The organism is Nostoc sp., assembly GCF_036917815.1.
Lineage (GTDB): Bacteria > Cyanobacteriota > Cyanobacteriia > Cyanobacteriales > Nostocaceae > Nostoc.
In genome coordinates this window covers 62475-86341 of the sequence record NZ_JBALEK010000056.1, presented here as the reverse complement: position 1 = coordinate 86341, position 23867 = coordinate 62475, and the positions used below count along the sequence as shown (strand labels likewise).

20 protein-coding genes and 1 pseudogene are annotated in these 23867 nt (G+C 41.9%); 11 read left to right on the top strand and 10 right to left on the bottom strand.

Features of this window, described 5'->3' with window-relative positions; all coding sequences use genetic code 11:
• Positions 1-309: 309 nt before the first annotated feature.
• From V7K97_RS16785 to V7K97_RS16770, 4 genes are all read left to right on the top strand, one after another.
• On the top strand, positions 310-1233 hold the full coding sequence (locus V7K97_RS16785; RefSeq protein ID WP_334802161.1) for a tetratricopeptide repeat protein: 924 nt from the start codon (positions 310-312) through the stop codon (positions 1231-1233).
• A gap of 230 nt (positions 1234-1463) precedes the next feature.
• Complete coding sequence (cobA, locus tag V7K97_RS16780) at positions 1464-3059, top strand: uroporphyrinogen-III C-methyltransferase (protein WP_334802160.1); 1596 nt, start codon at positions 1464-1466, stop codon at positions 3057-3059.
• Positions 3060-3264: 205 nt separating this feature from the next.
• Positions 3265-3864: a dephospho-CoA kinase gene (gene coaE, locus V7K97_RS16775; RefSeq protein ID WP_334802159.1), complete on the top strand. Its 600-nt coding sequence runs from the start codon at positions 3265-3267 to the stop codon at positions 3862-3864.
• Between the two features lie 505 nt (positions 3865-4369).
• Positions 4370-4675, top strand: coding sequence for a hypothetical protein (locus V7K97_RS16770; protein ID WP_334802158.1), 306 nt, complete (start codon positions 4370-4372; stop codon positions 4673-4675).
• A 76-nt stretch (positions 4676-4751) separates the two neighbouring features.
• On the opposite strand, the gene V7K97_RS16765 is transcribed toward V7K97_RS16770, so the two are convergent.
• Complete coding sequence (locus tag V7K97_RS16765) at positions 4752-6155, bottom strand: hypothetical protein (protein ID WP_334802157.1); 1404 nt, start codon at positions 6153-6155, stop codon at positions 4752-4754.
• Positions 6156-6259: 104 nt separating this feature from the next.
• Between V7K97_RS16765 and V7K97_RS16760 the strand changes: the two genes are divergently transcribed.
• Complete coding sequence (locus V7K97_RS16760) at positions 6260-6412, top strand: hypothetical protein (RefSeq protein WP_334802156.1); 153 nt, start codon at positions 6260-6262, stop codon at positions 6410-6412.
• On the opposite strand, the gene V7K97_RS16755 is transcribed toward V7K97_RS16760, so the two are convergent.
• On the bottom strand, positions 6413-7675 hold the full coding sequence (locus V7K97_RS16755) for an FGGY-family carbohydrate kinase (RefSeq protein ID WP_334802155.1): 1263 nt from the start codon (positions 7673-7675) through the stop codon (positions 6413-6415). It abuts the gene before it with no gap.
• Between the two features lie 342 nt (positions 7676-8017).
• On the opposite strand from V7K97_RS16755, the gene psaM reads away from it, so the two are divergent.
• The 3 genes from psaM (at position 8018) to V7K97_RS16740 (ending at position 11809) form a co-directional block, all read left to right on the top strand.
• Positions 8018-8107 (top strand): photosystem I reaction center subunit XII, encoded by a 90-nt coding sequence (gene psaM, locus V7K97_RS16750; RefSeq protein ID WP_040630342.1) that lies wholly within the window; start codon positions 8018-8020, stop codon positions 8105-8107.
• 251 nt (positions 8108-8358) lie between these two features.
• The gene (locus V7K97_RS16745) at positions 8359-8769 is read left to right on the top strand and encodes a hypothetical protein (protein ID WP_334802154.1); all 411 of its coding nucleotides are present in this window, start codon (positions 8359-8361) and stop codon (positions 8767-8769) included.
• A 727-nt stretch (positions 8770-9496) separates the two neighbouring features.
• Positions 9497-11809, top strand: coding sequence for an SMP-30/gluconolactonase/LRE family protein (locus tag V7K97_RS16740; RefSeq protein WP_334802153.1), 2313 nt, complete (start codon positions 9497-9499; stop codon positions 11807-11809).
• A gap of 217 nt (positions 11810-12026) precedes the next feature.
• On the opposite strand, the gene V7K97_RS16735 is transcribed toward V7K97_RS16740, so the two are convergent.
• A complete protein-coding gene (locus tag V7K97_RS16735) occupies positions 12027-12746 on the bottom strand; it encodes a tetratricopeptide repeat protein (RefSeq protein ID WP_334802152.1) in 720 nt (239 codons plus the stop codon).
• Positions 12747-13288: 542 nt separating this feature from the next.
• Here V7K97_RS16735 and V7K97_RS16730 point away from each other — a divergent pair.
• Both V7K97_RS16730 and V7K97_RS16725 read left to right on the top strand, forming a co-directional pair.
• Entirely contained in the window at positions 13289-13753 is a 465-nt protein-coding gene (locus tag V7K97_RS16730; protein WP_334802151.1) for a hypothetical protein, read from the top strand.
• A 3-nt stretch (positions 13754-13756) separates the two neighbouring features.
• On the top strand, positions 13757-14314 hold the full coding sequence (locus V7K97_RS16725) for a glutathione S-transferase family protein (protein WP_334802150.1): 558 nt from the start codon (positions 13757-13759) through the stop codon (positions 14312-14314).
• Between the two features lie 49 nt (positions 14315-14363).
• On the opposite strand, the gene V7K97_RS16720 is transcribed toward V7K97_RS16725, so the two are convergent.
• The 6 genes and pseudogenes from V7K97_RS16720 to V7K97_RS16695 form a co-directional block, all read right to left on the bottom strand.
• A complete protein-coding gene (locus V7K97_RS16720; protein WP_292765941.1) occupies positions 14364-14855 on the bottom strand; it encodes a YajQ family cyclic di-GMP-binding protein in 492 nt (163 codons plus the stop codon).
• A 103-nt stretch (positions 14856-14958) separates the two neighbouring features.
• Positions 14959-15357, bottom strand: a complete 399-nt coding sequence (locus tag V7K97_RS16715) for an MAPEG family protein (RefSeq protein ID WP_334802149.1) — start codon at positions 15355-15357, stop codon at positions 14959-14961.
• 108 nt (positions 15358-15465) lie between these two features.
• Positions 15466-15969 (bottom strand): hypothetical protein, encoded by a 504-nt coding sequence (locus V7K97_RS16710; protein ID WP_041565591.1) that lies wholly within the window; start codon positions 15967-15969, stop codon positions 15466-15468.
• Positions 15970-16299: 330 nt separating this feature from the next.
• Positions 16300-17394, bottom strand: a complete 1095-nt coding sequence (locus tag V7K97_RS16705) for a phosphotransacetylase family protein (RefSeq protein ID WP_334802148.1) — start codon at positions 17392-17394, stop codon at positions 16300-16302.
• Between the two features lie 916 nt (positions 17395-18310).
• The gene (locus V7K97_RS16700) at positions 18311-19510 is read right to left on the bottom strand and encodes a trypsin-like serine peptidase (protein ID WP_334802147.1); all 1200 of its coding nucleotides are present in this window, start codon (positions 19508-19510) and stop codon (positions 18311-18313) included.
• A 306-nt stretch (positions 19511-19816) separates the two neighbouring features.
• Positions 19817-19963 (bottom strand): annotated as a pseudogene (locus V7K97_RS16695) (transposase family protein); the annotation flags it as partial.
• A 712-nt stretch (positions 19964-20675) separates the two neighbouring features.
• On the opposite strand from V7K97_RS16695, the gene V7K97_RS16690 reads away from it, so the two are divergent.
• Entirely contained in the window at positions 20676-21908 is a 1233-nt protein-coding gene (locus tag V7K97_RS16690; RefSeq protein ID WP_334802146.1) for a DUF4336 domain-containing protein, read from the top strand.
• Between the two features lie 602 nt (positions 21909-22510).
• Here the strand turns inward: V7K97_RS16690 and V7K97_RS16685 are convergent.
• Positions 22511-23824: a GTPase family protein gene (locus V7K97_RS16685; protein ID WP_334802145.1), complete on the bottom strand. Its 1314-nt coding sequence runs from the start codon at positions 23822-23824 to the stop codon at positions 22511-22513.
• Positions 23825-23867: the final 43 nt, after the last annotated feature.

Here is a 23867-nt window from a genome sequence, read left to right as displayed (position 1 = left end):
TTGAGTGAGGTACAAGAACCCCACCCCCAACCCCCTCCCCGCTCTTCGAGAGGGGGATATGGTGTACCTCATTTGATTAGGAAACGCTATATCCAGTTAGGTTAATCACTTATAATTCCTGGTATAGCAACCGCCAAAGCTACGCTTTTGCTCTTAGGCGAGCAAGCGTACCGTGGTGTACACAAGTCTTATAGATGTATGTTGTCCCACAGCATTTAGATCCCCCCTAACTCCCCTTTTTAAGGGGGCAATCTGAGTCATTAGCCGAACTGAACATTAGATGTAAACCAAGCAGATAAGGTAATAAAAATGCTGGAAAATAAGAATCTACTGGTAGCAGCTATTATCTGCTTGTGTTTGAGTAATGGGAATACTGCCTTTGGTAAAGATGTTGGCATTGTTTTATCAAAAATTCCAGACTCAAATCAAGCAGTACTTCCTGAGAACAAAAATGCAGTTGCTAACTTTGAGCAAGGAAATAATCTCTATAAACAAGGAGATTTAAAAGGAGCAGAGGCGGCTTTTCGGAAAGCAATTGAACTAGAACCGAACTTTGCACAAGCTTATATTGGCTTGGGAAATATTCTTGACGCTCAAGGTAAACCAGAAGAAGCGATCGCACTATACAATCAAGCCATCAGCTTTGATCCTAAGTATGCAGACGCTCACTATTACTTAGGGAACGCCTTGTATGCTCAAGGAAAACCAACAGAAGCAGTGGCAGAATATACAGCAGCCATTGCCTTAGATCCGAAAAATTCAGCAGGTTATAACGCCTTGGGAAATGCTCTCTACGCTCAAGGCAAATTAGAAGAAGCGATCGCACAGTACAAAAAAGCCATAAGTTTTGATCCTAAGTATGCAGATGCTCACTATAATCTAGCAAGTGCTTTATACGCTCAACAGAACCTAGCAGAGGCAGTTGCCGAATATACCGAAGCGATTCGCCTCGATCCCAAACACGCACAAGCTTACACGGGTTTGGCAAATGCAATGGACGATCAAGGCAAGCCACAAGAAGCGATCGCACATTACAAAAAAGCCATTAGCCTCGTACCTAACTACGCTTATGCTTACTATAATCTGGGCATCGCTTTGGGAAGGGAACAACAGCTAGAAGAAGCGGTTTTTAATCTTAAAAAAGCCAGAGAGTTATTTCAAGCTGAGGAAAACAAGGAGATGGTTGAGCAAGTTGAGCAAGTAATCCAAAAAATTAATACGCGAATGAATTGAATATTGGGCATTGGGCACTTGTACTGAGCGTACCCCTCCGGGGATCTTGCTACGCGTAGCGTCTCCAAGAGTTGCCATTGGCGCAGCCTAAGAAGAGAAGTATTGGGCATTGGGAAAGAAGCAGGAGGAGAATAACTTGACTCTTGACTGTTGACCGAAAAAGAAAAGGATACGGAGCAAGTGAATTTATTTATGGGAATTTTGAATGCGTGAATTTGGAGCGAAGCGACGTGACTCAAGAAATAGGCAAAGTCTACCTCGTAGGTGCTGGCCCTGGAGATGTGGCATACCTGACAGTAAAAGCTTACAATCTCTTAGCTGCGGCTCAGGTGTTAGTCTACGATGCTTTAGTAGATGCTCAATTATTGCAGTGCGTACCAGATGATTGCCTAAAGTTGGATGTCGGCAAACGCGGGGGTAAACCCAGTACAACCCAAGCAGAGATCAACAAGTTACTGGTAAAGCACTGTGTAGAAGGAAAAAAAGTTGTACGGCTCAAATCAGGCGATCCGTTGATTTTTGGGCGTTGTACTTCTGAAATTCAAGCGTTGAAAGCATCCAGTTGTGATTTTGAACTAGTACCAGGAATTTCCTCAGCTCTTGCAGCACCTTTGTTAGCAGGAATTCCCCTCACAGATCCAGTTTTGAGTCGCGGTTTTGCAGTGTTTACCGCTCACGAACCAGAGGTTTTGGACTGGGAGGCACTGTCACGCTTAGAGACACTGGTAATTTTGATGGGGGGTCAACATCTACCAGAGATTATAGATCAGCTGGTGCGATATGGGCGATCGCACTTAACACCTATTGCCATCATCCGTTGGGCAGGAACTCCCGATCAACAAATTTGGATCGCGCAACTGGGCAATATTGTGGAACAAACCACCGAATTATCCCTTTCTCCTTCGGTAATTGTGATTGGCGAAGTTGTTGGGCTACGGAAGTACCTACAACCTGAGAAAATAGATGATCAGAATTCGACTACAGCCAAAACTCCTAGCCCTCCTGCTATGTCAAGCAACTTCCCCCAATCTCCCCTTGCCCTTACTGGTAAAACAATCTTGGTGACACGTTCCGTTGGACAGTCGAGCCAATTTAGCGATCGCCTCATGGCATTAGGTGCAACAGTCATCGAAATGCCTACCTTAGAAATCGGCCCGCCCTCCAGTTGGGAAGATTTAGATAATGCGATCGCTCATTTATCTGAATTCGACTGGTTAATTCTTACTTCTACCAATGGCATAGACTACTTTTTTGAAAGGCTAATTGCTCAAGGTAAAGATACCCGTGCCTTAGCTGGCGTTAAAATTGCCGTTGTTGGCGAGAAAACAGCCCATAGTCTCAAGCAACACTCTCTGCAAGCAGATTTTATTCCCCCCAACTTTGTTGCCGATTCTTTAGTAGAAAATTTCCCAGAGAAACTGGATGGTAAAAAGGTTTTATTTCCCAGAGTTGAAAGTGGCGGAAGAGAAGTTTTAGTTAAAGAATTAACTCTCAAGGGAGCAAAGGTGATAGAAGTTGCTGCATATCAATCGTGTTGTCCTAATAGTATCCCACGTGCGGCAGAGTTAGCTCTCCAAAACGGCAAGGTAGATGTGATTACCTTTGCCAGTTCTAAAACTGTACAATTTTTCTGTCAACTTACTAACAATATATTTTACAGCAATTATAATGCTAGTCAATTTTTAGAAGGAGTTTGTATTGCCTCTATCGGGCCTCAAACCTCTAAAACTTGTCATGTTTTATTCGGACGAGTGGATGTAGAAGCTGAAGAATATACTTTAGATGGTTTAACCAAAGCATTGATAATATGGGCGACAAATTCTTAGATGAGGGAGAAATCAATTAAAAATTAAAAATTAAAAATTGTACCCTTACAGGGAAGCAACCTACACGTAGCGTCTCGTAGAGAAGAAAAATACTTGGGGAGATGTAGGTTTAGCTTCACACAGGGTGGTAGATGAGGAAGCAGGAGAAGCAGCTTCAGAAAGAATGCCCCATGCCCAATGCCCAATGCCCAATGTCCCATACCCAATGACTAAACGTATAATCGGCTTAACCGGAGGTATTGCCACTGGCAAAACCACTGTCACCAATTATTTAGCCAGCACTTATAATCTGCCGATTTTGGATGCAGATATATACGCTAGAGAGGCAGTATCTTTAGGTTCGCCTATTCTGGGTGCGATCGCTGAACGTTATAGCGAACAAATTTTACTACCAGATGGCAGCCTCAACCGCCAAAAGCTAGGCGAAATTATCTTTAATCATCAAGATGAACGCAACTGGATAGACGATTTGATTCATCCTGATGTGCGCGATCGCTTCCTCAAAGCAATTGCCCAGTCCTCCTTACAAACACTGGTGTTAGTAGTGCCTTTATTATTTGAAGCTGGGATGAGTGATTTAGTTACAGAAATTTGGGTAGTGCGTTGTTCCCAAGAGCAACAACTACAAAGATTGATCCAACGAAACCATTTAAATAGAGAACAGGCACAAGCCAGAATTAACAGCCAATTATCTATCGAACAAAAAGTGGCTCATGCAGATGTTGTTTTAGATAACTCCTCCACCCTAGAAGTACTGCTGAAACAGGTGGATATAGCCCTACAAACTAGCAGTAGTGGAGACTAGTACAAGAAGGTAAAAGTAAAAAGGCAAAAGTAAAAAGAAAGAATGCTTATTTTGTAGGCTTTCTGGCTATTTAAAATGGTTGCTTTATTTACGCCGTGTCGTACTAGAGTCTATTTATCTTAAAAAATACATCTGGGGGACATTATTATCAATATATAAAAATTTGATGAATTAATATACCGATTCTAGCAAAAAACACTCATATCTGACAAAATATTATCTAGTGATTCGGTGATTTTACAGTTGAATATATGGTTGATATTATTGTAAGTTTAGGTTATCAGTAAAAAATAGCTGATATCACCTCTGATATTTTATTAGACACTCAACATTTCTGGTAATCAAGTAATTTCACCTGATATATATAATCATTAATGACATCAATGATTTGTTTTACATAAAATACTATTTCGGATATAATAAGTATTAATATCTCAAAATCAAGTTTTAGAATAACTGATTTTTTAAATTTTTATTAAATGCCTTCTCTTCAATCAGAACAGGTATGAACTTAAGTTTTAGTTTTTTAAACAAATTAAATCTGATTATCTCTCCAATAAAGGAATTAAAACGTCAAAAGAAAATACACGATTACAGCCAGCAAGTTTCGGGAAGTGACTACGTATTTGAGAGCATCAATGAAGGAATGATTGGGTACATGACTGGTGTAGGAAAAGGCATCAAACCCTGCGATCGCATTATTTTACGACAAGGTTGTGAATCTTATCAATATCAAGTTGAAGAAATTGATTACTACTCCGATCCATCTGATATGTGGATAGCTTTACTTAAGCAAGTACCGATTGAATAATATTAAATTCAATCAGTTGCTTCAATTAGATATCTGAAGACTCTTCTTCTACTAGAGAAGAATAGAAGGAATGCATCTATTTTAAGTTGATCAAAAAATGAGCTATTAAAGTATTCCTCTCGTAAGATAACAAGTAAAGATGTAAAAGATTTGGGTTCTCTTTATCAAGGTGCATCACTGAACCATCAACTGCTAAATGGTGATGATCTATCCAACGATCCTGTGAATCTAGTAAAAAACTGAAGTAGGGGCTAACATCTGGATGATTTTTCGTTAATTCATCGTAGCTTTGATAAAAAGGAGGTATGCCAATTCCCATTGGCATATATAAACCTTTAGGATACTCTTCTACAGGCAATTGAGGAAGCTTTTTAAGATTAATACCACTGATGAATAATCTATTTTGTTCACTAGTCTTAGTATCTGTGAATACTAACTCAATTTCCTGTAAATTTTGTTCCACACCAATTGGTTTAATGTTTCTTAAAATGGCTTTGTCAAATTTGCCTATTCTCCAGTATTGATTTACCCAAGGCTTATTCTGGTCGTAAAATCCTGGTGGTCGAAAACTTGCAAATTTAATTTCATTTTTAGCGTCGTAAAAATCTCTCCAAGTTGTGATATTTGACGCTAGTGTAGTTCTAACTTTTCTACTTTGCTCTCCCGATACAATTATCTTTTCATCAAGCGGAAACTGAATAGCAACTTCTTTTTCATCAATTACATTTCTCAGCACATTAGTCTTTACAACTGTCCCACTTGGATCTTGCCAGTGTTCTAATCTCCACCAATGCTGCCAATAAGAAATATGATTAATATTTTCAAAAATATTTTTGTAATGTCCCATCGGGAAGGTAAACCAACTTTGATAATAAAGAGATTTATTACCATCATCTTTAGTAAAAAGTAAAATTTCCCACAATCCTGCATTTAAGCAATTATTAGCTAAAGCAACCTCTACGAGATTTTGCTTTTCAAAACCGTCTCCTCCGACAATATCTATATTTTTGGAATTAGCAGGAAAACTAACCTGTTGCCTGTTCCACTCGCGGTCTGTAAAAGCGATTATTTCTAAACCTTGATCTTTTTTAACCCATTCGGGTGCTTTCGGGACTAATAGCTCTAAATCAACATTTTTTATAACTATTTGTGCCGTTTTTTTGTCTGTTGGCTCAAGCACAAAATCGAAATGTGTATTATCTCTCTTAATAATTGTTAATTTTCTATTAGAATATCTTTGAAAATTTTTGCTTAAGGGCGCGGGATTGACTGGATAATCGACATTAGATAACTCTTGTAGTTTTACACTCATCTTATTATCAAATTTATATCTGGATTGAAACCAGAAACCACCCAGTCCCAGTAAACCAAGGCATAGAATCAGGGCACTAAATAAAATCTGTTTCTTCGTTATTCTAAAATTAGGCTTGCCAAATTGGTAAATGCCTACAATTTTTTCATTCGCAGAATTATTTTTCATTGGATAAATTTATTTTTATAAGAATGCTGATTAACATCATACCGTTAGAGAAAACTTAAGAACTAACACCAATAATTAGTAAAGGGGATAGATGACATTCGCTTGTGGCGAAGCACCCATCCCCGAATAGCTGCCCAGATGATCAACCTGGAATCTATAGTCCGGTATCTAATCATCCAAGTATCGTCCGAGATATATTGATTGTCACTGGGATAGATACTGATTTAGAAGATATCTACCAAAAGATGCGCTGTTGATTAACCCCTTCTTCCATCCCCCATAGCCAACAGCGCCGTCCCATAAGCAGCTTCTGTGTATACTGACGTTACTACAGGAACCTGCAAATGACGCGCCCTAATTGCAGTCCAAGTATGATTCGCCGCGCCACCGCCAGCAGTATAAACACGACTCAACTTGTCTGCGCCCATTTGTTGTAATAATTCGTACCCTCGCGCTTCTATGCGGGCAATACTTTCTAACAATCCATGCAGAAATTCCACGGGGTTGTCTGGGCGTGGTGACAAACGTGGGGGTAAATTGGGATCATTAATGGGAAAGCGATCGCCTACCTTCAACAACGGATAATAATCTAACTCGCTGGCTTTTGATCCATCAATCTCCCCGCTAAGGCTTTCTAACTCAGCCTTTGTGAAAAATTGCTTCAGTACTGCACCCCCAGTATTAGAAGCACCGCCAGTCAGCCACAAATCACCCAGGCGATGGCTGTAAATTCCATATCGCGCATCTTCTACACGGGTACGACTTAACAACTTTAGTACCAATGTTGAACCAAGGGAAGTTACGGCTTCACCAGGTAATTTGGCTCCACTGGCGAGAAAAGCGGCAATACTATCAGTTGTACCAGCACATATCAGACAATCACGGCCTAAACCGAACTTCTCCGCAATTTCCGGGCGCAATTCGGCAATCGGAGTCCCAGGAGTTAAAACTTTGGGTAGCTGAATCGGTATTTGCAACAATTCTTGCCATTCTGGGTATTTCAATTTTTCCACGTCATAACCCAGCTTTAAAGCATTATGGTAATCGCTAATACCCAATTGTCCATGTAGGAGAAACGCCAGCCAATCTGCTTGATGTAGAAAATATTTAGCTTCACTAAAAGAGGGTAATTGCCTCATCCACAAAAGTTTGGCGAGGCTGGAAGTGGCACTTAACACGGTATGATTGGGGGGAGCGATACTTCTCAAATGCTCTAGGACAGATGATCCCCGCCCATCGTTGTACAGCAATGGTGCATCTGTTGGGTTGCCAGCAGCATCAACCAGCAAGACGGTTGAAGAAGTACCATTGATTGCGATCGCTTTAATTTTTCGCCGCAACTCTTCAGGTATTTGTTCCACCAGCACAAACAAAGCCTCCTGCCAAATTTTTGGCATAACGGCGGTTGGTGAGTCCTGGAAGGGATATCGTACCTCAGCTTGAATATAAGAAGCTTCCTCGTCAATCACCAGCGCGCGTGCGCCAGATGTGCCGAAGTCGATACCAAGATATAAATTCATAATTTTACGCGGTGTGCAACTTTCTCTCAAACCTAACCCCCAGCCCCTTCCCTACTAGCGTTGGGGAGCAAGACTTAAAGCCTCTCCCCGAAGCGGGGAGAGGTTTGGAAGTGGGGTTTCAAGAATAAGTCGCACATCGCGCAATTTTTATAAATTTTTTTAACGGAGAATAAATAAAGACTACTGACTAATAATTGCTTTTGTTGCATCTTGTAACAAGATATTCCCCAATTCTGGCAAAACAAGGAAAAGTAGTAAACGAACTGTTCAAAATCTATTCAGGTTAGGAGGTTTTCAGCCATGCCTATCTTAGATACTCTGTACATCGCTCAGATATCTTCCATCTCGGATACTCAAGTCTACATCGCTCTAGTTGTGGCGCTGATCCCAGGAGTTCTCGCTTGGCGGTTAGCCACAGAACTTTACAAATAACGCTCCGATGTGACACAGTTAAAAAGCTAATAATCCTGGCAGTACGGGGTGCAATTTCCAGAACTTATGGTTTTATGCCATCAGTACCTAGAAACCTTGCACTTACGTAAGCCAGGTTATTTTTTAACTGGTGCAACACTTGTAGCTATTTCAAAAAAATGAAGTAATATGACAGCTAAATCAAGCAGTAATTAGCACCAGAGGGCTTTTACAGTGCTTCCCTTCACTACGCGAGGTTATCTTTTAGCATCATGAACGCGATTAAACCATCTAGACCACCGTCGCAACCTATACAAAAACGCCGGGTCACTCCTCGACCAAAGCGGCATCTTCGTCAACGTTCTTACCAGGTGATGGCACTAGAAAGCACTGCCAAAATAGCGGTTAATCTTGTCATTACAGCCGTTTCCGCATCTGCTTTAGCGCAACTTTTGCCTTATCATTGGTTACAGCAAGCAAAGTTGCAAGAAATTAGTACTGAAGTCAAGCTGATGGAAGGGCATGTCAATGATTTGCAGACGGAATTTAGCCGTAACTTCGATCCGCAACAAGCTAAAATTATTAGACAACAACAAGGATATCGATTTGATCCGAATCAGCGTCGGGTAGTGTTGATGAATCCAGATCGCCGAGAAGATGAACAAACAGACTCATCACCCTAAAATAAATGGCGAATTTGGGATTATTTAGGCTTGTTATGATTCTGGCTAGGTATAAACCGGGTGTTAATTTATATTATTGCTAATAAGTAATGGTTAATAGCTAATTTTTGAATAGCTATGTAGTTATCATCTATCAGTCATTAGACATAACCAATTGACCTTTTCTTCTAAGCTTGGGATATTACCTGAAATACTTAACGCGATGTGCGACTTATTCTTGGAACCCCGCTTCCATTCCTCTCCTCGTTGGCGTCAGCCTGTCGTCAGACAAGCGGAGAGAGGCTTTGATTTTTGCTCCCCAACGCCTAGTAGGGAAGCAGGGCTGTTTCATTCCCTAAAAGATGTAAAATGACAAGCGTCGAGGGGATGAAAACAATGGGTGCAAATCTGATTGCATTATCAGGGCGGGCAAGATGCCCACCCCACAACCATGTTGAAAAAATATTAGTGCAAATTAAAGGCGCAACAGCTTATCCCTGTATTTAGCTGAAATGTCTGCTTGTCTTGACTTCTAAAAACCTTTTTGGTTTAGTGATAATTGGTGCGTTAGTTTTGCCATTTTCATAAAAGTTGTAAATCTCAGGAAAGTTATGAATTAGCTGTCAGCATTTGAAATGGTTACTATCAGGAACTATCTCAAATGCTAATTATTTCGTTGATTCTGGTTTGATGTTAACGCCGTGCAAGTCCAGACGTGGAGCGTTCTGCAAATTTTCGGAGATGTCTAATGAAAAGAGCTTACATTTTATTTTCTATTGGCTTTATCTTAGCTTCAATTTTGATTATTTCCAGTACTTCATCTGCCCAGATAACAGACCCTATTCCTGAGAAAATAGAAAAATCAAAACTTTTGGTAGGGCTGAAAGAAGTTGTGCAAATTCCCATAAGTGGAACAGGACGTGTGAGAGTTGCGCGGTTGAACTTATTAGCCCATGCGGGAGACCACAGTGGAAGATTATTTGTCAATGATATGCGCGGCAAGCTTTATGTCATTATAAATGGCAAAGCCTCTGTATACATGGATGTAAAAAAGTTAGTGTGTCCAGGCTTTACTGATGAACCTACTCAGCAAGGCTTTTCCTATTTTGCTTTTCACCCAGAATTTGCCCAAAACGGAATTTTTTATACTGTACATACTGAAGAAAAAAATGATCGCATTCCTGATTTTGCAGTAACCAAAACAATTGTTGATAAGCAAGGCAAGATTATAGAAAGTTCTCACCATAACGTGATTCGCGAGTGGAAAGCTTCTGACCCCGCTGCTAATACTTTTTCCGGAACATTTCGGGAAATACTTCGCATTGAACAGCCGTACCCAGATCATAATATAGGGCAATTGGGCTTTAATCCGAATGCAAAACCCAAAGGTGTAGATTATGGTCTTCTGTATATTGCAGTAGCGGATGGTGGTAGCGACGGCTTTCCTGTCAGCCATACAGACCCTCTAAACAATGGACAAGACCTCACCACACCCCTGGGAAAAATACTCCGCATAGACCCATTGAGTAAAAATAGTGCTAATGGCAAATATGGTATCCCTAAGGATAATCCTTTTGTTCAGGATAGGAACCCAAAGAAATTAAGGGAAATTTGGGCTTATGGACTGCGTAATCCTCATCGTTTTTCCTGGGATACGGGTGGCGAAGGCAAAATGTTGATTGCTGACATTGGTCAAGCTATGATCGAAGAAGTTAATCTTGGCATCAAAGGTGCGAATTATGGATGGGGAAAGCGCGAAGGAACCTGGATTGTAGAGAAAAATAATGAGAATGTTCTGTTTGCTTTACCTAAAAATGATGCCGAGTATGGTTACACATACCCCGTTGCCCAATATGCACACCACAAACCAGCTAATTGGTCAGGCAACTATGCGGTTGCGATCACAGGCGGTTATGTTTATAGGGGTAAAGCAATTCCGGAATTGGTAGGTCAGTATGTTTTTGCAGATTTTGCCAACGATGGGCGTTTTTTTATCGTACCTGTAGATGAACTTGTTAATGGGAAACAGGCAAAAATTAAAGAACTCAGATTTTTTGACAGCAAACGAGAGGCTTCTTTTCTAGAAATTATTGGCAGTGAACGTTCCGATGTCCGCTTTGGAGTAGATGAAGAAGGAGAAATCTATCTTACCACCAAGAGTGACGGGAAAGTGAGAAAACTGGTTCGATCACCAGAATCGCCTCATGCTCAAAACCTCCATAGCATACAAGATATTATAGGCAGTAACGCCAAGGTAGAAAAGTTGTCTGGTGAATTTCAGTTTACAGAAGGACCAGTCTGGCATCCAGATGGTTTTTTACTCTTCAGTGACATCCCAGCCGATACGATTTATAAGTGGACAACTAACGGTAAGATTTCTATATTTCGTCGTCCTGCTGGAAATCCCAACGGGAATACATTCGATAAGTCAGGACGGTTAATTACTGCTGAACAAAGCCGTCGCCTAATACGCACAGAAAAAAGTGGTCAAATAACCATCTTGGCAAAACGCTATCAGGGTAAGCGTCTCAATAGCCCAAACGATGTTGTGGTTAAGTCAAATGGCAACATTTCTTTCACAGATCCGCCCTACGGTATCAGTAAAGAAAAGGAAGAACTTGGCTTTTACGGTATTTATACTTTAACACCGAATGGAACTCTAATCCTTCTGAGTAAGGAGATGGTGCGACCTAATGGAATTGCTTTTTCGCCAGATGAGAACAAATTATACGTTAGTGATTCAAAAAAATTAAATATCCGCGTTTTTGATGTCAAGTCAGATGGGACGTTAACTAACAGTAAAGTTTTTGCAGAGTTACCAGGACCTACAGATAAGGGTATACCTGATGGTATGAAGGTGGATGTCAAAGGCAATATCTACTGTAGCGGTTCTGGAGGAATCTGGATTTTTTCACCAACAGGTCAACTTCTAGGCAAGATTATGATGCCAGAGGTAGTAACAAATTTGGCTTGGGGTGATCAGGACTATAAAAGACTTTACATAACAGCACGTAAGGGAGTTTACCGCATCCAGCTTAATATTGCGGGAGTTCGCCCTTAGTGTTACCCCAACCGTCGATTTTTCCTCAAGGGTATAACAAGCAATCAGAAGATTTACCCGCTAACTTAAAGGTAGACAATGGAATATTCTCCTTGACACCTTTATCTTGGTTACAAAACTGTACCCTTCGGCGTAGCTCAGGGCATCGCTTCCGACTTCCAACTTCTTTAATAATTTATTTTGAATTTTGAATCCTCCAGAAGAACTAATCTACCAATTAGGACGCTGATTCAGACAGCAACTCGTTGAGCCAATTTTCGAGTTGTAAACGCAAGCGATAACCAGTAATATTCTTACTGTTGCCAAGAGAGGGCAGTTGAGTGAGGGCGCGACGATAATCTGCAATCGCACAATTCCAGTCGCCCCAAAGATGGTAAGTTCTGCCGCGTTCAGCCCAGATATGACCTTCTATTTGACCGAAAAGCAGCGCTACCTCAAAATTCTCAATTGCCTCCTCGTATTGCCCCAAATCACGCCAGGTAATGCCTCGGTTAATCCACGCCCGAATGTGGCAAGGATTTAAATTAATTGCTTGATCGTAGTCGGTAAGTGCTGTTGCTAAATCTCCACAAACCGCGTAGTAATTTGCCCGATTATTGTAAGCGCTAGCCAAATTTGGATTGAGGTTGAGGGCGGTGTTGTAGTCGTAAAAAGCTTTTTGCCTTTCGCCACCTTGAAAATAAATTAGCCCCCGGTTGTTGTAATCAACGGCATTGTGGGGGTGGCGGCAGATTAGTTGGGTTAAAAGTGCGATCGCTTCAGTATAATCTCCTTGTTGAGCCGATTTCAAAGCAAAAGAGCGTAAATAGCTATCTTTTAAAGTAGATTTGCTGCGATCGTTTTTCCTCTGCTCTTGAAGTTTGTTTGTAGTATTTAGAACATACTTGTATTGTTTGCGTTGCTGGTCATCGTCAGCTAAAAACGATTGAATATTCATCTTTTCCTGCCTGAAATCCCTGTTTTATAAAATAAAAGTCTAGTTTTTTACCGATGGTGGCTTTACCACTGTGTCTATTCTTAAGATATTTATGGTTACTTTAAAGCCATCTCAAGACTGAATTTAAACTACTCACAGCAGTAGAAATCTACGCCCTAAATAAACAATTGCTCACCAAACCTAATCATGGATACTTGATCTCGAAGGTGAATTCCAGAAATAGCAGATGTCAATCTCAAAGACTAGTCAAGTAGTGAGAGCGACAAATTGGTAGAATACCAACAAGCCGTTCGTTAAAGAGGGGATGAGGCAATATGGTTCGGATAAGGTTTTTTGATGACACGCCGCTAATCGCAAAGACGCGATAAATCGCCGTCTTTACAATAATCAATCCTTTGTAGAGACGGCGATTTATCGCGTCTCTTGCCTTAACCGAACCGTATTGGGGGATGAGGGAGATGAGGGAGAATAATCAATGACCATTCCCCATTCCCCATTCCCCATTCCCTAAATTCAATTTTTAAGTTTTGAGAAATTTCCCAATGACAACTGCAATTTCCTATCCCAATGCCCCTGATTTAGCAACCGATGATTATATTGTGATCGGCTTGGCAACCTGCTTCGTCAAAGAAGATGGAGAAGTTTATCAAATCGAAGTTATAGAACCAATTCCCTCTGCGGCTTTAGAAGCGCTTTTAAAGGGCATCCCTACCTCCTATAAGCTGGCTCATGCCACAACTTTGGGACGTTTGCTGGATGGCGATTCCCAACTGCTGCCAGATGGCTTTCCAGAGTCGGCTCAGTTTGGAGAGGAATTTGTGCCACGGGCATTTGCCGCAGCTCGTACCTACAAGCGTCGTGAATCTGCAAAATCTTTAATTCCCTTGGGTACAAACTACAGTGAATTTAAGTATTCCATTGAGCGCAAGCGGGTGTTAAACGCCGCTAGAGTTGTCACCAAAGAAGACAATGTTAAACAACATTCTCACACTCACAAAGTTCTTTAAATTATGCTAAAACTTTACGGCGGCGCTCGTAGTCGAGCTTCAATTGTTCATTGGTATTTAGAGGAACTAGGAGTTCCCTACGAATTTGTCAAACTGGATATGCAGGCGGGTGAACACCTCAAGCCTGACTATTTGGCAATCAACCCATTTGGTAAAGTCCCAGCAATTGTTGATGGGGATTTTCAGCTTTGGGAATCTGGGGCAATTTTGCTGTATCTTGCCGATAAGTACAGTAAAACTCCACTTTCACTACAGGAACGCGGTGTATTTTCCCAGTGGGTGTTGTTTGGCAATTCTACCCTCGCTACAGGGGTTTTTGTAGAAACAAATCGGGAACGAGAAATGCCCCGCTTATTGACACCATTAAACGAAATTTTAAGTAAGCAACCTTTTTTACTTGGCGGCGAGTTCACTGTTGCTGATGTGGCAGTGGGGTCTATTCTGAATTACATTCCCATCATGCTGAAGCTAGACCTTAGTTCCTACCCAGAGGTATTGAACTATATGAAGCAGTTATCTGAGCGTCCGGCATTTCAAAAAAGTATTGGCAGAGGAGCTTAAAATAATTCGTAATTCGTAATTAAATTATTAACTACGAATTACGAATTTTTTAACGATAATTTGTAAATTGCAAAGCAACTGGGTAGTCTTCTTGTTTCAGACGCTGCATGACAACTTGCAAGTCATCTTTAGATTTGGCAGAAACCCGCACAGCATCACCTTGAATTGAGGCTTGTACCTTTTTGAATTCGTCCCGAATCAATTTGGAAATTTGTTTAGCAATTTCCTGACTGATGCCTTTTTTGAGTTTGATTTCTTGACGCACCCGATTACCACTGGCTGATTCAACCTTGCCAAAGTCAAAGATTTTCTGGGATAGGTTACGCTTGGCAGCTTTTTCCCGGAGGATGTCGTGTATAGAATCTAGGGTAAACTCACTGTCAGTACTGACGTTAATGCTTTCTTCGACCAACTCGACAGTAGTTTGAGTGTCTTTGAGGTCGTAACGACCTTTGATGTCTCGTATAACTTGATCGACAGCGTTAACTAACTCTTGTCGGTCAAAGTCGCTCACAATGTCAAAGGAAAAAGTAGAAGCCATAAAATATTTTGGATTTTAGATTTTGGATTTTGGATTGGTGATTGGTGTTGAATATCTAGATATTGGGAAAACTTTTCCCCAGTCCCCAGTCCCCAGTCCCAAATTAACTAGTAGCTTGGATAATGCTCAAGAAAAAAAGAGTGCCAGAGCTAAAGATGCCAATGGCAAACATGAGCGATCGCAAAATGGGTATATTCAAAATATAAAAAATCGAGTATAGCAAACGGGCTACCACAAAGGCGATCGCAGCTACTTGGGCTGTAAAAGAATTTACACCAGTTATGTATGCCATCAATGCGGCCGCGGCAAATATCATAAAGGCTTCAAAGGTGTTCTGATGCGCCCAAGTAGCCCGTTGTGCATAAGGTGGCAATTTCTCTAACAGAGCGCGAGGGGTTGAAAACATTTCATTCCCAACACGCACACGGGCATAAGCTACCACCAAAAATGGCACATAAATTAGAACGACAGCAGCAGCGATGGAGTACAAAAAAATTATCATTACTTATTAATCATTGGTTATTAGTCATCGGTCATCAGTCATCAGTCATCAGTCATCAGTCAAATACCAAAGACAAATGACAAATGACAAAAGACAAATGACAAATGACTAATCAAAGTAGAAAAGCGTCACCACTTTTCTTTGTTCTTCTGCATCCTGACAAGTTTGCAACAGGGTGCGACTGTCGTGAAACGCAAAGCAAATTAGTTGCTGGCAACGGGAGACAATCTCCTTGTTGCACAAATAACTAGCTTCAGCAAGAGACAGATTATCGTTACTGGGATTTTCGACTAGATGCATTACCTGTTCTAGTTGCTGGCGCGATTCTAAAGGCTGGCGTTCCAGGCTTTGGGGTAGAATCACCGTCAACAAATTTGCATCAGCCCGGGTTGCTCCCTTGATGGCCGCTGAATTTGTACCTGTAGCACCAGAAGTAATGATTCGATTACCCGATAAAACTAGGGCATAAGTCATCATTTCAATCAAATTCTGATGCGTAATCGGTACATGACGAGAACCCAGCAAGGCGATTCTTTTAGAACCCGTTTGCTGGATTGTCGCTAGTTCTTGCGCCAATGTATCTAGGTTAATAAGGTCTGTTGATTGGCTCAAAGATGGAGAAAATCAGATTAAACGACCCAGATATTCTACCAAACAGAGTGTAGATGCGAGGAAAACTTGAGTGAGACATTACAACAATTTTTCGATTGTTTTGATTCCTTGGTACTACCAAGCAAGCTAATGCACATCTACAAGCTTGGCAAAAATAAACTTTGCGCTTGTGTGCGTTTAAATTTCAATCCTTAATTGTCAACGTCCCACCAGCTATACGGTGGAAGGAGAGCGATCGCCCCAGAGTTGACAGTGAGCAGACTGTGCCTTCCCCAGTAACACAGCCTTCTAACTGAGCATTAATGCTCTTAATAGTTTGAGTTGATCAATCTAAGACAATGTGGCTGCGGGAGTTAAACCTAGTTTGGATAACAAGCGGTCAATGTCAAAATGCTCGGACATCAACTGGCGAATATACTGAACCTTAATCGGCTCGTGGACACGGACTTGACCAAAAGTGCGGTCAACAATTCCGACAGTAGTCAGGGTGTCTAAGTCAACAGACAAAATGGGGATTTCTAGCTCTTCAGCGCGACTGAGAATGAACGGTGGCGGTGGTAGTTGCCCGGTGAGAATTAAACATTGGGTAGAAGTTTCTAAAGCCGCTTGCTGAATTTCCACCCGATCGCCTCCTGTTACAACTGCCATATTCCGGCGTTTGCGGAAATATTTCACAGCTGAATTGACATTCATCGCTCCAATTGCTAGACTTTCGACCAACAAATCCATGCGATCGTTACGACAGAGAACATCAGCCTTTAACTGCTTGACTAGTTCGCCAACACTCACACTCCGAAGCAAATCGCTGCTTGGCAGCATTGCTAGCACCGGAATACCCTGCTGTTCCAAAAATGGGTGCAAGATAGTGTCAACCGCTTCTAGTTGGGTGACAGGGATATCATTGATCACAACTCCAATCAAGCGATCGCCCACACGCCGTTTTGCAGCCAATAGAGCCTCAACCGAAAGCAACGATTTATAGCGGGCTACTAACAGCACAGCACTATCTAATACTTCAGCCATTTGCAGCAAAGACAAGTCAAACAAATTGCCTTCAGACAAATCACCAGGTCCCTCTAGTAATACCAAATCTCCTTGAGATTTATGTAAATATTGCTGTATTAGGGACTGCTGATAATCGGTTTTATCTTCCCCCTGCAAGCGCTTTTGCACATTTGGTTCATCCAAAGCCAGCATTGTAGGTGCAATGCGGTTTTCCGGCAAATTGAGGCTAAGAGCGATGAACTGGACATCTTCCTCGATTACGCTTCCGCTAGAGGAATTGAAACACGTACCGAGCGGTTTACCGTAGGTAATATCCAGACCTTTTTGCTGTAGCTGATGAGACAAACCCAGAACAGTTGCAGATTTACCGCTATAATTCTCGGTTGAGCCAATCAGCAAATATTTAGGGGATTTTGGCACACATGCACTCCTAATTTCAAAAGTCAGAAGAACCCAGCTAGGTGTTTTCTAATTCTAGTTCCTTCTGGCAAAAGCCTCTCGCTCTCACAAATTAAGGTTTCCCAGAATTACCTTCTGAATAAGCAGGGGTAAGACAGGACAGAGGTTTTCTTTCCTTGTGTCGGCTCTGCTAACCTGTAGGTCTACTCTTCAAGCCTTGTCATTACCAACAACCAAACTAAGGGACTTCCAACTAAAAAAATATCCTATCGCTGTGTAAGCAGGGGGGCAGGGATCTCTTAGCAGGGGGACAAAGAAAATATTATCTGAGTAAGTAAGTGGGCGCAATAAAACCAAACTGCGTGAAGAAAAGTAAACAAGGCTCAAACTCTTTTTCCCCCAGCTAAGTGCCCCCTGCTCCCTGCTTGATCCCAACGATAAGGGACTTCCAAATAAAAAAATATCCAAAACTGACGCAAAAATCCTCTCTATTTCTCTTCTCTCTGTGTTCTCTGCGCGGCAGTCGCTCATGGGGGAAACCCCCAAGACCGCGCTGCCTTGTCTCTGTGGTTCGTTTATTTGGATAATTTATTTCTTGGAAATCCCTAATTATTTACGCCGACCTACTGAAATTGGATAATTTATTTTCTGGAAGTCCCTAAGAGCTTCATTGCTATGAGCCTAAGACTTAAGTTTTAGGCTTATAGCCTCAGTCCGTTCAAACGGACTCAATTAAGTGAGTTTGAGTTTGCTTGAATTGACTTTTGCTACGCAGCTATCTGTATCAATACTGCGTAGGTTAAGAATATTCGTAGGTTGGGTTGAGGCAATAGACATATCCGCGAATGAGTATCAAATCCTTGTAAAGCAAGCGTAAAAACCTAATTTTCGGATATGTCTAATGCGTTACCCAACAAACATCTTCGCAAGAATCTGATTAACAGTCACCAGGATTCCAAGCACACGCTGTGTTCAATATAGAGGTGAATCGGCTGTCCAGAATCGAGCTGCCTTGGTCAAGAGGCCCGACAGCAGCAGGTCCGTATGAGGTAACACCAACAATTTCGTTGAGACTTGTATCTGACCCATTAACTTGTCCATCAGCAGCAACACCAAAATTCTCCACCCAAGGTCCTCCACTAGACCCCTCTGACATGTCGGAACCATATATAGCTGTGTTATTGCCTCCACTACCATAACTTCCTGCTGTAATCTGATGCATTTTTTCACCGCTGTCTAGATTACCTGGATATCCCAGCATAGTAACGTGATTCGGCAAAAGATCGAGAGTTTTAGTTCCGAAGTAGCCAACTACACTACCTATTGTCGTGCTTACTCCGTTAAATGACTGGTCTGAGAGTTCGATAATTGCATAGTCGGCAGCATTGGGTTCTGAACCACTACCTGTAATCCAAGTGTTTGTTGTCACAACGCGGGTCCAAGACCACTGCCCAAATGGGGCAGTACCATCTCTATAAGCAGGAATAAATACGAAGTTACTGTAGAAACCATTGTTTCCTCCACTTCCACTGTGAACGCAGTGACCTGCCGTTAGGATAAGTCTTGGTTTGATCACAGCCGCAGAACACAGAAAATCACCTTCGGGTGTGGAAAAGAAAAGTTTCCCTGAGGCTACATAGGGATAGGATAAATCTGCTGATAGAGGAACTAGCTCAGAGCTGGTAAAACTGGCACCTTTTGTACCCTCATTGTCGGGCTGAATGCTGTTACTTTGGAATTTCCGCTTATTAGGTGTAAATAGCGGCTGTTGATTAATAGGTACTTTGACTGTTGGTGCTGCCCCAGAGCTTGCTTGTGACTTACCTATATTACCTATATCTTGAATTGTTACTCCTGTGACAACGCCGTTAGAGGATCTGGGCAAAGGTAAAGGTTTAGCTTTTCTCATTCTCTCAGGAGTCCAGAAAGTTTTCGTGGTGTTAATCCTCTGAGCATTACTTTGGACTTCAGGCTCGTTAGGTGTAAATAGGGGCTGTTGATTAATAGGTACTTTGAGTGTTGGTGCTGCCCCAGAGCTTGCTTGTTGTAAATTTTCTGCAAACACAGATGTTTGCAAGATGGCTAGAGAAGCAGCCAAAAAAGAGACTTCTAACACAGCAATAGACTTTTGCATCATAGTAAATTTGCCCTTACTCGCAGGTTAGTTGATATATCTGTAATTCAGGTCATGTACGGGTTTTTATGCAAACTGTTGACTAAGTTTTTTTAAATTCACACTAGATTTGGTTAATTTTATCAAAGAAGGCAGGAGGCAGAGGGCAGTCAAGAAGAGGAAAACTGCCCTCTGCCTCCTGCCGCAACCAGACGGGTTTTGGGTTTAAGACAAGAACTCCAAATTTTCAATTTGGGGCTGCTTTTTCAGGAGGGGTTTGAATCCCCTTCTGAAAAAAACCATACTGATGACGTAATTCTCGATATCTTACCATCCCTGCGCTCCTGCTATGACTGCCAGAATCGCAATTACTAAGATGTCTGTCAGTTGATGTTTTTTGGTTCGCTCTACTCTTGGGTCTTTAATATCAGAGAAATGCTCCACTAAACTCTGTTGAATACTGCCGATCTCTGCCACTTGTATTGGCTGTCTCTGACCACCAGAGTTTTTCGTAGCATCAGCAGATTGAGTTTCAAAGCCTTGTGACATCAACCAACTCTTATTAGGTTCAAATATTCCTCAGTATTTGTCAATGTATATGTACACAATCTTTTATGACAGTAGATACTACGAGAATATAGAGGATTTATGTAAATAGCAATTTAAACACGTGGGAGCATCCACTTTTGGCAGATAGACTTTTTTAGACAACCCATATAATAGGATTTCTGGCATCAAACAATTATGTTTTTTCCAAAAGTGGATGCTCCCAAACACATTCCTTTGGATGGCTTTTATTTTATTTATAGATAATAATTAAGCGTTATTAAATTATTGTTGGCTTAGGTAACAAAAAGTATTGACTAAAAGTATAAGTTTGCTCAGATTTTAAAATTCTATATTTACTAATGCTTTTTATCGTGAATGAACTGCATCAAAGATATTACGAATTACTAATTACGTTAGCGTAGCGGGGCGTAGCCCATTACGAATTGGTATTATTATCTCAATAATTTGCTAAACTCCAACTTTGGGGATATAGCGGTTCTCGGTTGAGTGAGGTACAAGAACCCCACCCCCAACCCCCTAAGAGCAAGCGAGGAGGGGGCTTAAGATGTACCTCACTAGATTGAGAAACGCTATAGCAAATAAAAACAATTTGAGCCGGGAATTTAGAGGGGGTCGCAGAGTGGCTGATGATGAACGCATAGTCAATACACAACAGATTTATCCAAGGGATTTTTCCTGGGGATTATGGCCTGTTTTGCCACTTTACCCCTTTGGCAAGCGGCGAACAATCCGCAAAGAAGTGGTCAAGGACACAATCTGGAATTTTGACCAGATTCAGGGCATTTTCTACGTTGTTGTACCGATTCGCATGACTGTAGTTAAGCTCGAAGCCGGGGGTCTTCTCGTCTACGCACCTGTTGCACCAACCCCAGAGTGCATCCGGCTTGTAAATGAGTTGGTGGCAAAACATGGTAATGTTAAGTACATCATTTTGCCAACTATCTCTGGTATAGAACACAAGGTTTTCGTCGGACCCTTCGCCAGATACTTTCCGACAGCACAGGTGTTTGTGGCTCCCCATCAGTGGAGTTTTCCGCTAAATCTCCCCCTCAGTTGGCTTGGTTTACCGCCAAAACGAACTCAAGTACTACCAGATGATAGTAGCAAAACACCCTTTGCTGATGAGTTTGATTATGCAATGCTCGGCCCCATTGCTCTTGGGACTGGTCGGTTTGCGGAAGTTGCTTTTTTCCACAAGCGATCGCATACTCTTTTAGTAACAGACTCAGTACTTTCGATCCCAGAAGATCCACCTGCCATCGTTCTTTTAGATCCATATCCCTTATTATTCCATGCCAAGGATCATGCTTCTGATATTGTTGCAGACATTGAGTTAAATCGCCGTAAAGGTTGGCAGCGCATCTGTCTGTTTGCTTTGTATTTTCAACCAAGGGCACTAGATATATTGCAATGGAGTCAGGTGTTGCAACATGCCTTGAAAGCAACAGAACGCTCAAGAAAAGCCTATTTTGGATTGTACCCCTTTAAATGGCAGTCAGATTGGCTGCGATCGTTTGATGCTCTACGAGGGAATGGGCGTTTGTTTGTCGCACCAATTTTACAAACGTTGATTCTCAACCGCGCACCGCAAGAAACCATTGACTGGGCTAATAAAGTCGCAAGTTGGGACTTTCGGTGGATTATTCCCTGCCACTTTGATTCACCGATTCAAGCCGAACCGCAGCAGTTTCGTCAAGCTTTCTCTTTTTTGGAAAAGCAGCCTGCTGTGAGTGGAGGTTTATTGAGTAGTAGCAGCTATCCTTTGCCAGAGGAGGATTTTAAAGCACTTAGGGAAATCGATGCCGGTTTAAATAAGTTTGGCATTGTGCCAGCTGCAAAGGAGAAGGTGTAGCAATACGTTTGGATAAGGTTTTTTGATGACACGCCGCTAATCGCAAAGACGGCGATTTATCGCGTCTCTTGCCTTAACCGAACCGTATTGGAAGGTGTAGGAGAATTTTTGATAACTGCTGTGCTTCAGAAATTGCTATAGCAATCCTGAATTATTTATGAGAAAAAAGATCCCGGACTTCTCAAAGAAGTCGGGGATCTGCGGGTTGCAATTCTCAGAAATCAAACATGAGTGCAAAACTAGCTGTTATTTAGTTCCATTAATGAAATATTTTCGTGGGAATAAAGCCATTTTTCAAAATTACTTTTACAACGCGGCCATTCTTTATCTGTCATTGCGAACCAATTTGTCGAAGGGTCGAAGGACTGAAATGGGTGCTAAATGTAGATTGCAGGTTCTTAAACCCTTTAATTTACGATAAAAACATCCCAAATTTTCTTGTGGGATGGGTGTCCCCACCCGTCCTATATTCAGGGCGCTCATGTTGCCCACCCCACAAGATGGATAATTTATTTCTTGGAAATCCTTCAACCCATAGCAGCCTATGGATGCTATGTGGAAAATCCAGTGAGTGTTTGCTTTGAGAAACAGATTTTTGAGTCTTAACGTTTGATTCCCTTAAACCGTTCTTGCGCCGCCTGAAATGCTTCTTGCATCACCAATTGAATTTGCTGGGGATCGGGTTTCTTACCTCCCATTAAATCACCAAAGTAAACACAGGCTGCTTCCCCTAGTGCCCAGGTATAGGCAGCTGCCCAAGAAGCGGCGATCGCACTGCCAAAACCTGGGATAAATTTAATTAACTCTCGTGCTATAGCCTGGGCTAAAAAACCACCTGCGATCGCACTTACAACACCTCCCGCCTGAGATGGAGTAACTGTTTGCCCATATAATTTACCCAACAGACCCACCATTGATACTTGCAAGGCAGTGAGTACGGGCATTGTAGCAAATGGCAGAGGGACAGCCGCGAGGGTGGCAGACATCATCGCAAATGGCAAAATATAACGGCGTGCAGCATCTCGATAAAGGTTGCCAATTTGCTTCCCAGCTTCTTCTCGATCCAATAGCTGATAAATCGCCTGGGCTTCGGCTTGTGGGAGTAGTTCTGCTAAGGAATCTCGCAGTGCTTCTAAGCCATAAAATACCGGATTGTAGCCATCTTCTTCTAAGGTAAAGTCAATGAGTACAGAGCGGTCAGTTATTCCGGTGAAGGCTTGTTGGATTGCGGCAAATGTGCGGTTGACTTCCTCATAATCTGGCGGATAGGTGGGATGATCGACGGTATGGAGAGGATAAACTTCATGCAAGCAGGTAACTACCAGTAGACAGGGAATGTCTGGATACTGCTGGCGCAACTGTTGAGCAATTTGTCCTAGGGTGTCAGTTGCAAAATCATTGATTTTAACAGTCAAAAGCAGGATTCTGGCGGAACGAGTTTCTTGTTGTAAATCGCCAACTAATTCCTGAATAATTGTTTGAGTATCTTGTTTAACATCACCCAGCCCGACAGTATCAGTAAAAATCAGTAACGGCAGGTCATTGGAAGGATAGGCATAGCGCTGGGTGTGTTGTGTGTGTGGGCGAAATCCCTGACCGACAATTTCGGCAGAAACTCCTGTTAATCCCCGCACAATTGAGCTTTTTCCGGCTTGGGGTTTACCAATTAGCAACGCTTCTGTGGTTGGCAGTTCGGCTTGAATTTTCTCTAAAATCTCTGCAACCTGAGTTTCGCTGACGCTAAACCATTCCACAACAGTCTGTGCCACTTGTTCTACGGGTAGGAGTTGCGTTAGACGTGTTGTTGCTTTGTTCCAGACATCGCCAAGGCGATTTTTCCAGGAATTATCGACCGACTTGGTAGTTGTTTCATCGGTCGGTTCACTCAATTGCTGAGAATCATTTTGCTCAGTCATTCCCATGAAAACGGTTAAGAGAATTCAATACATCCTGTCTATA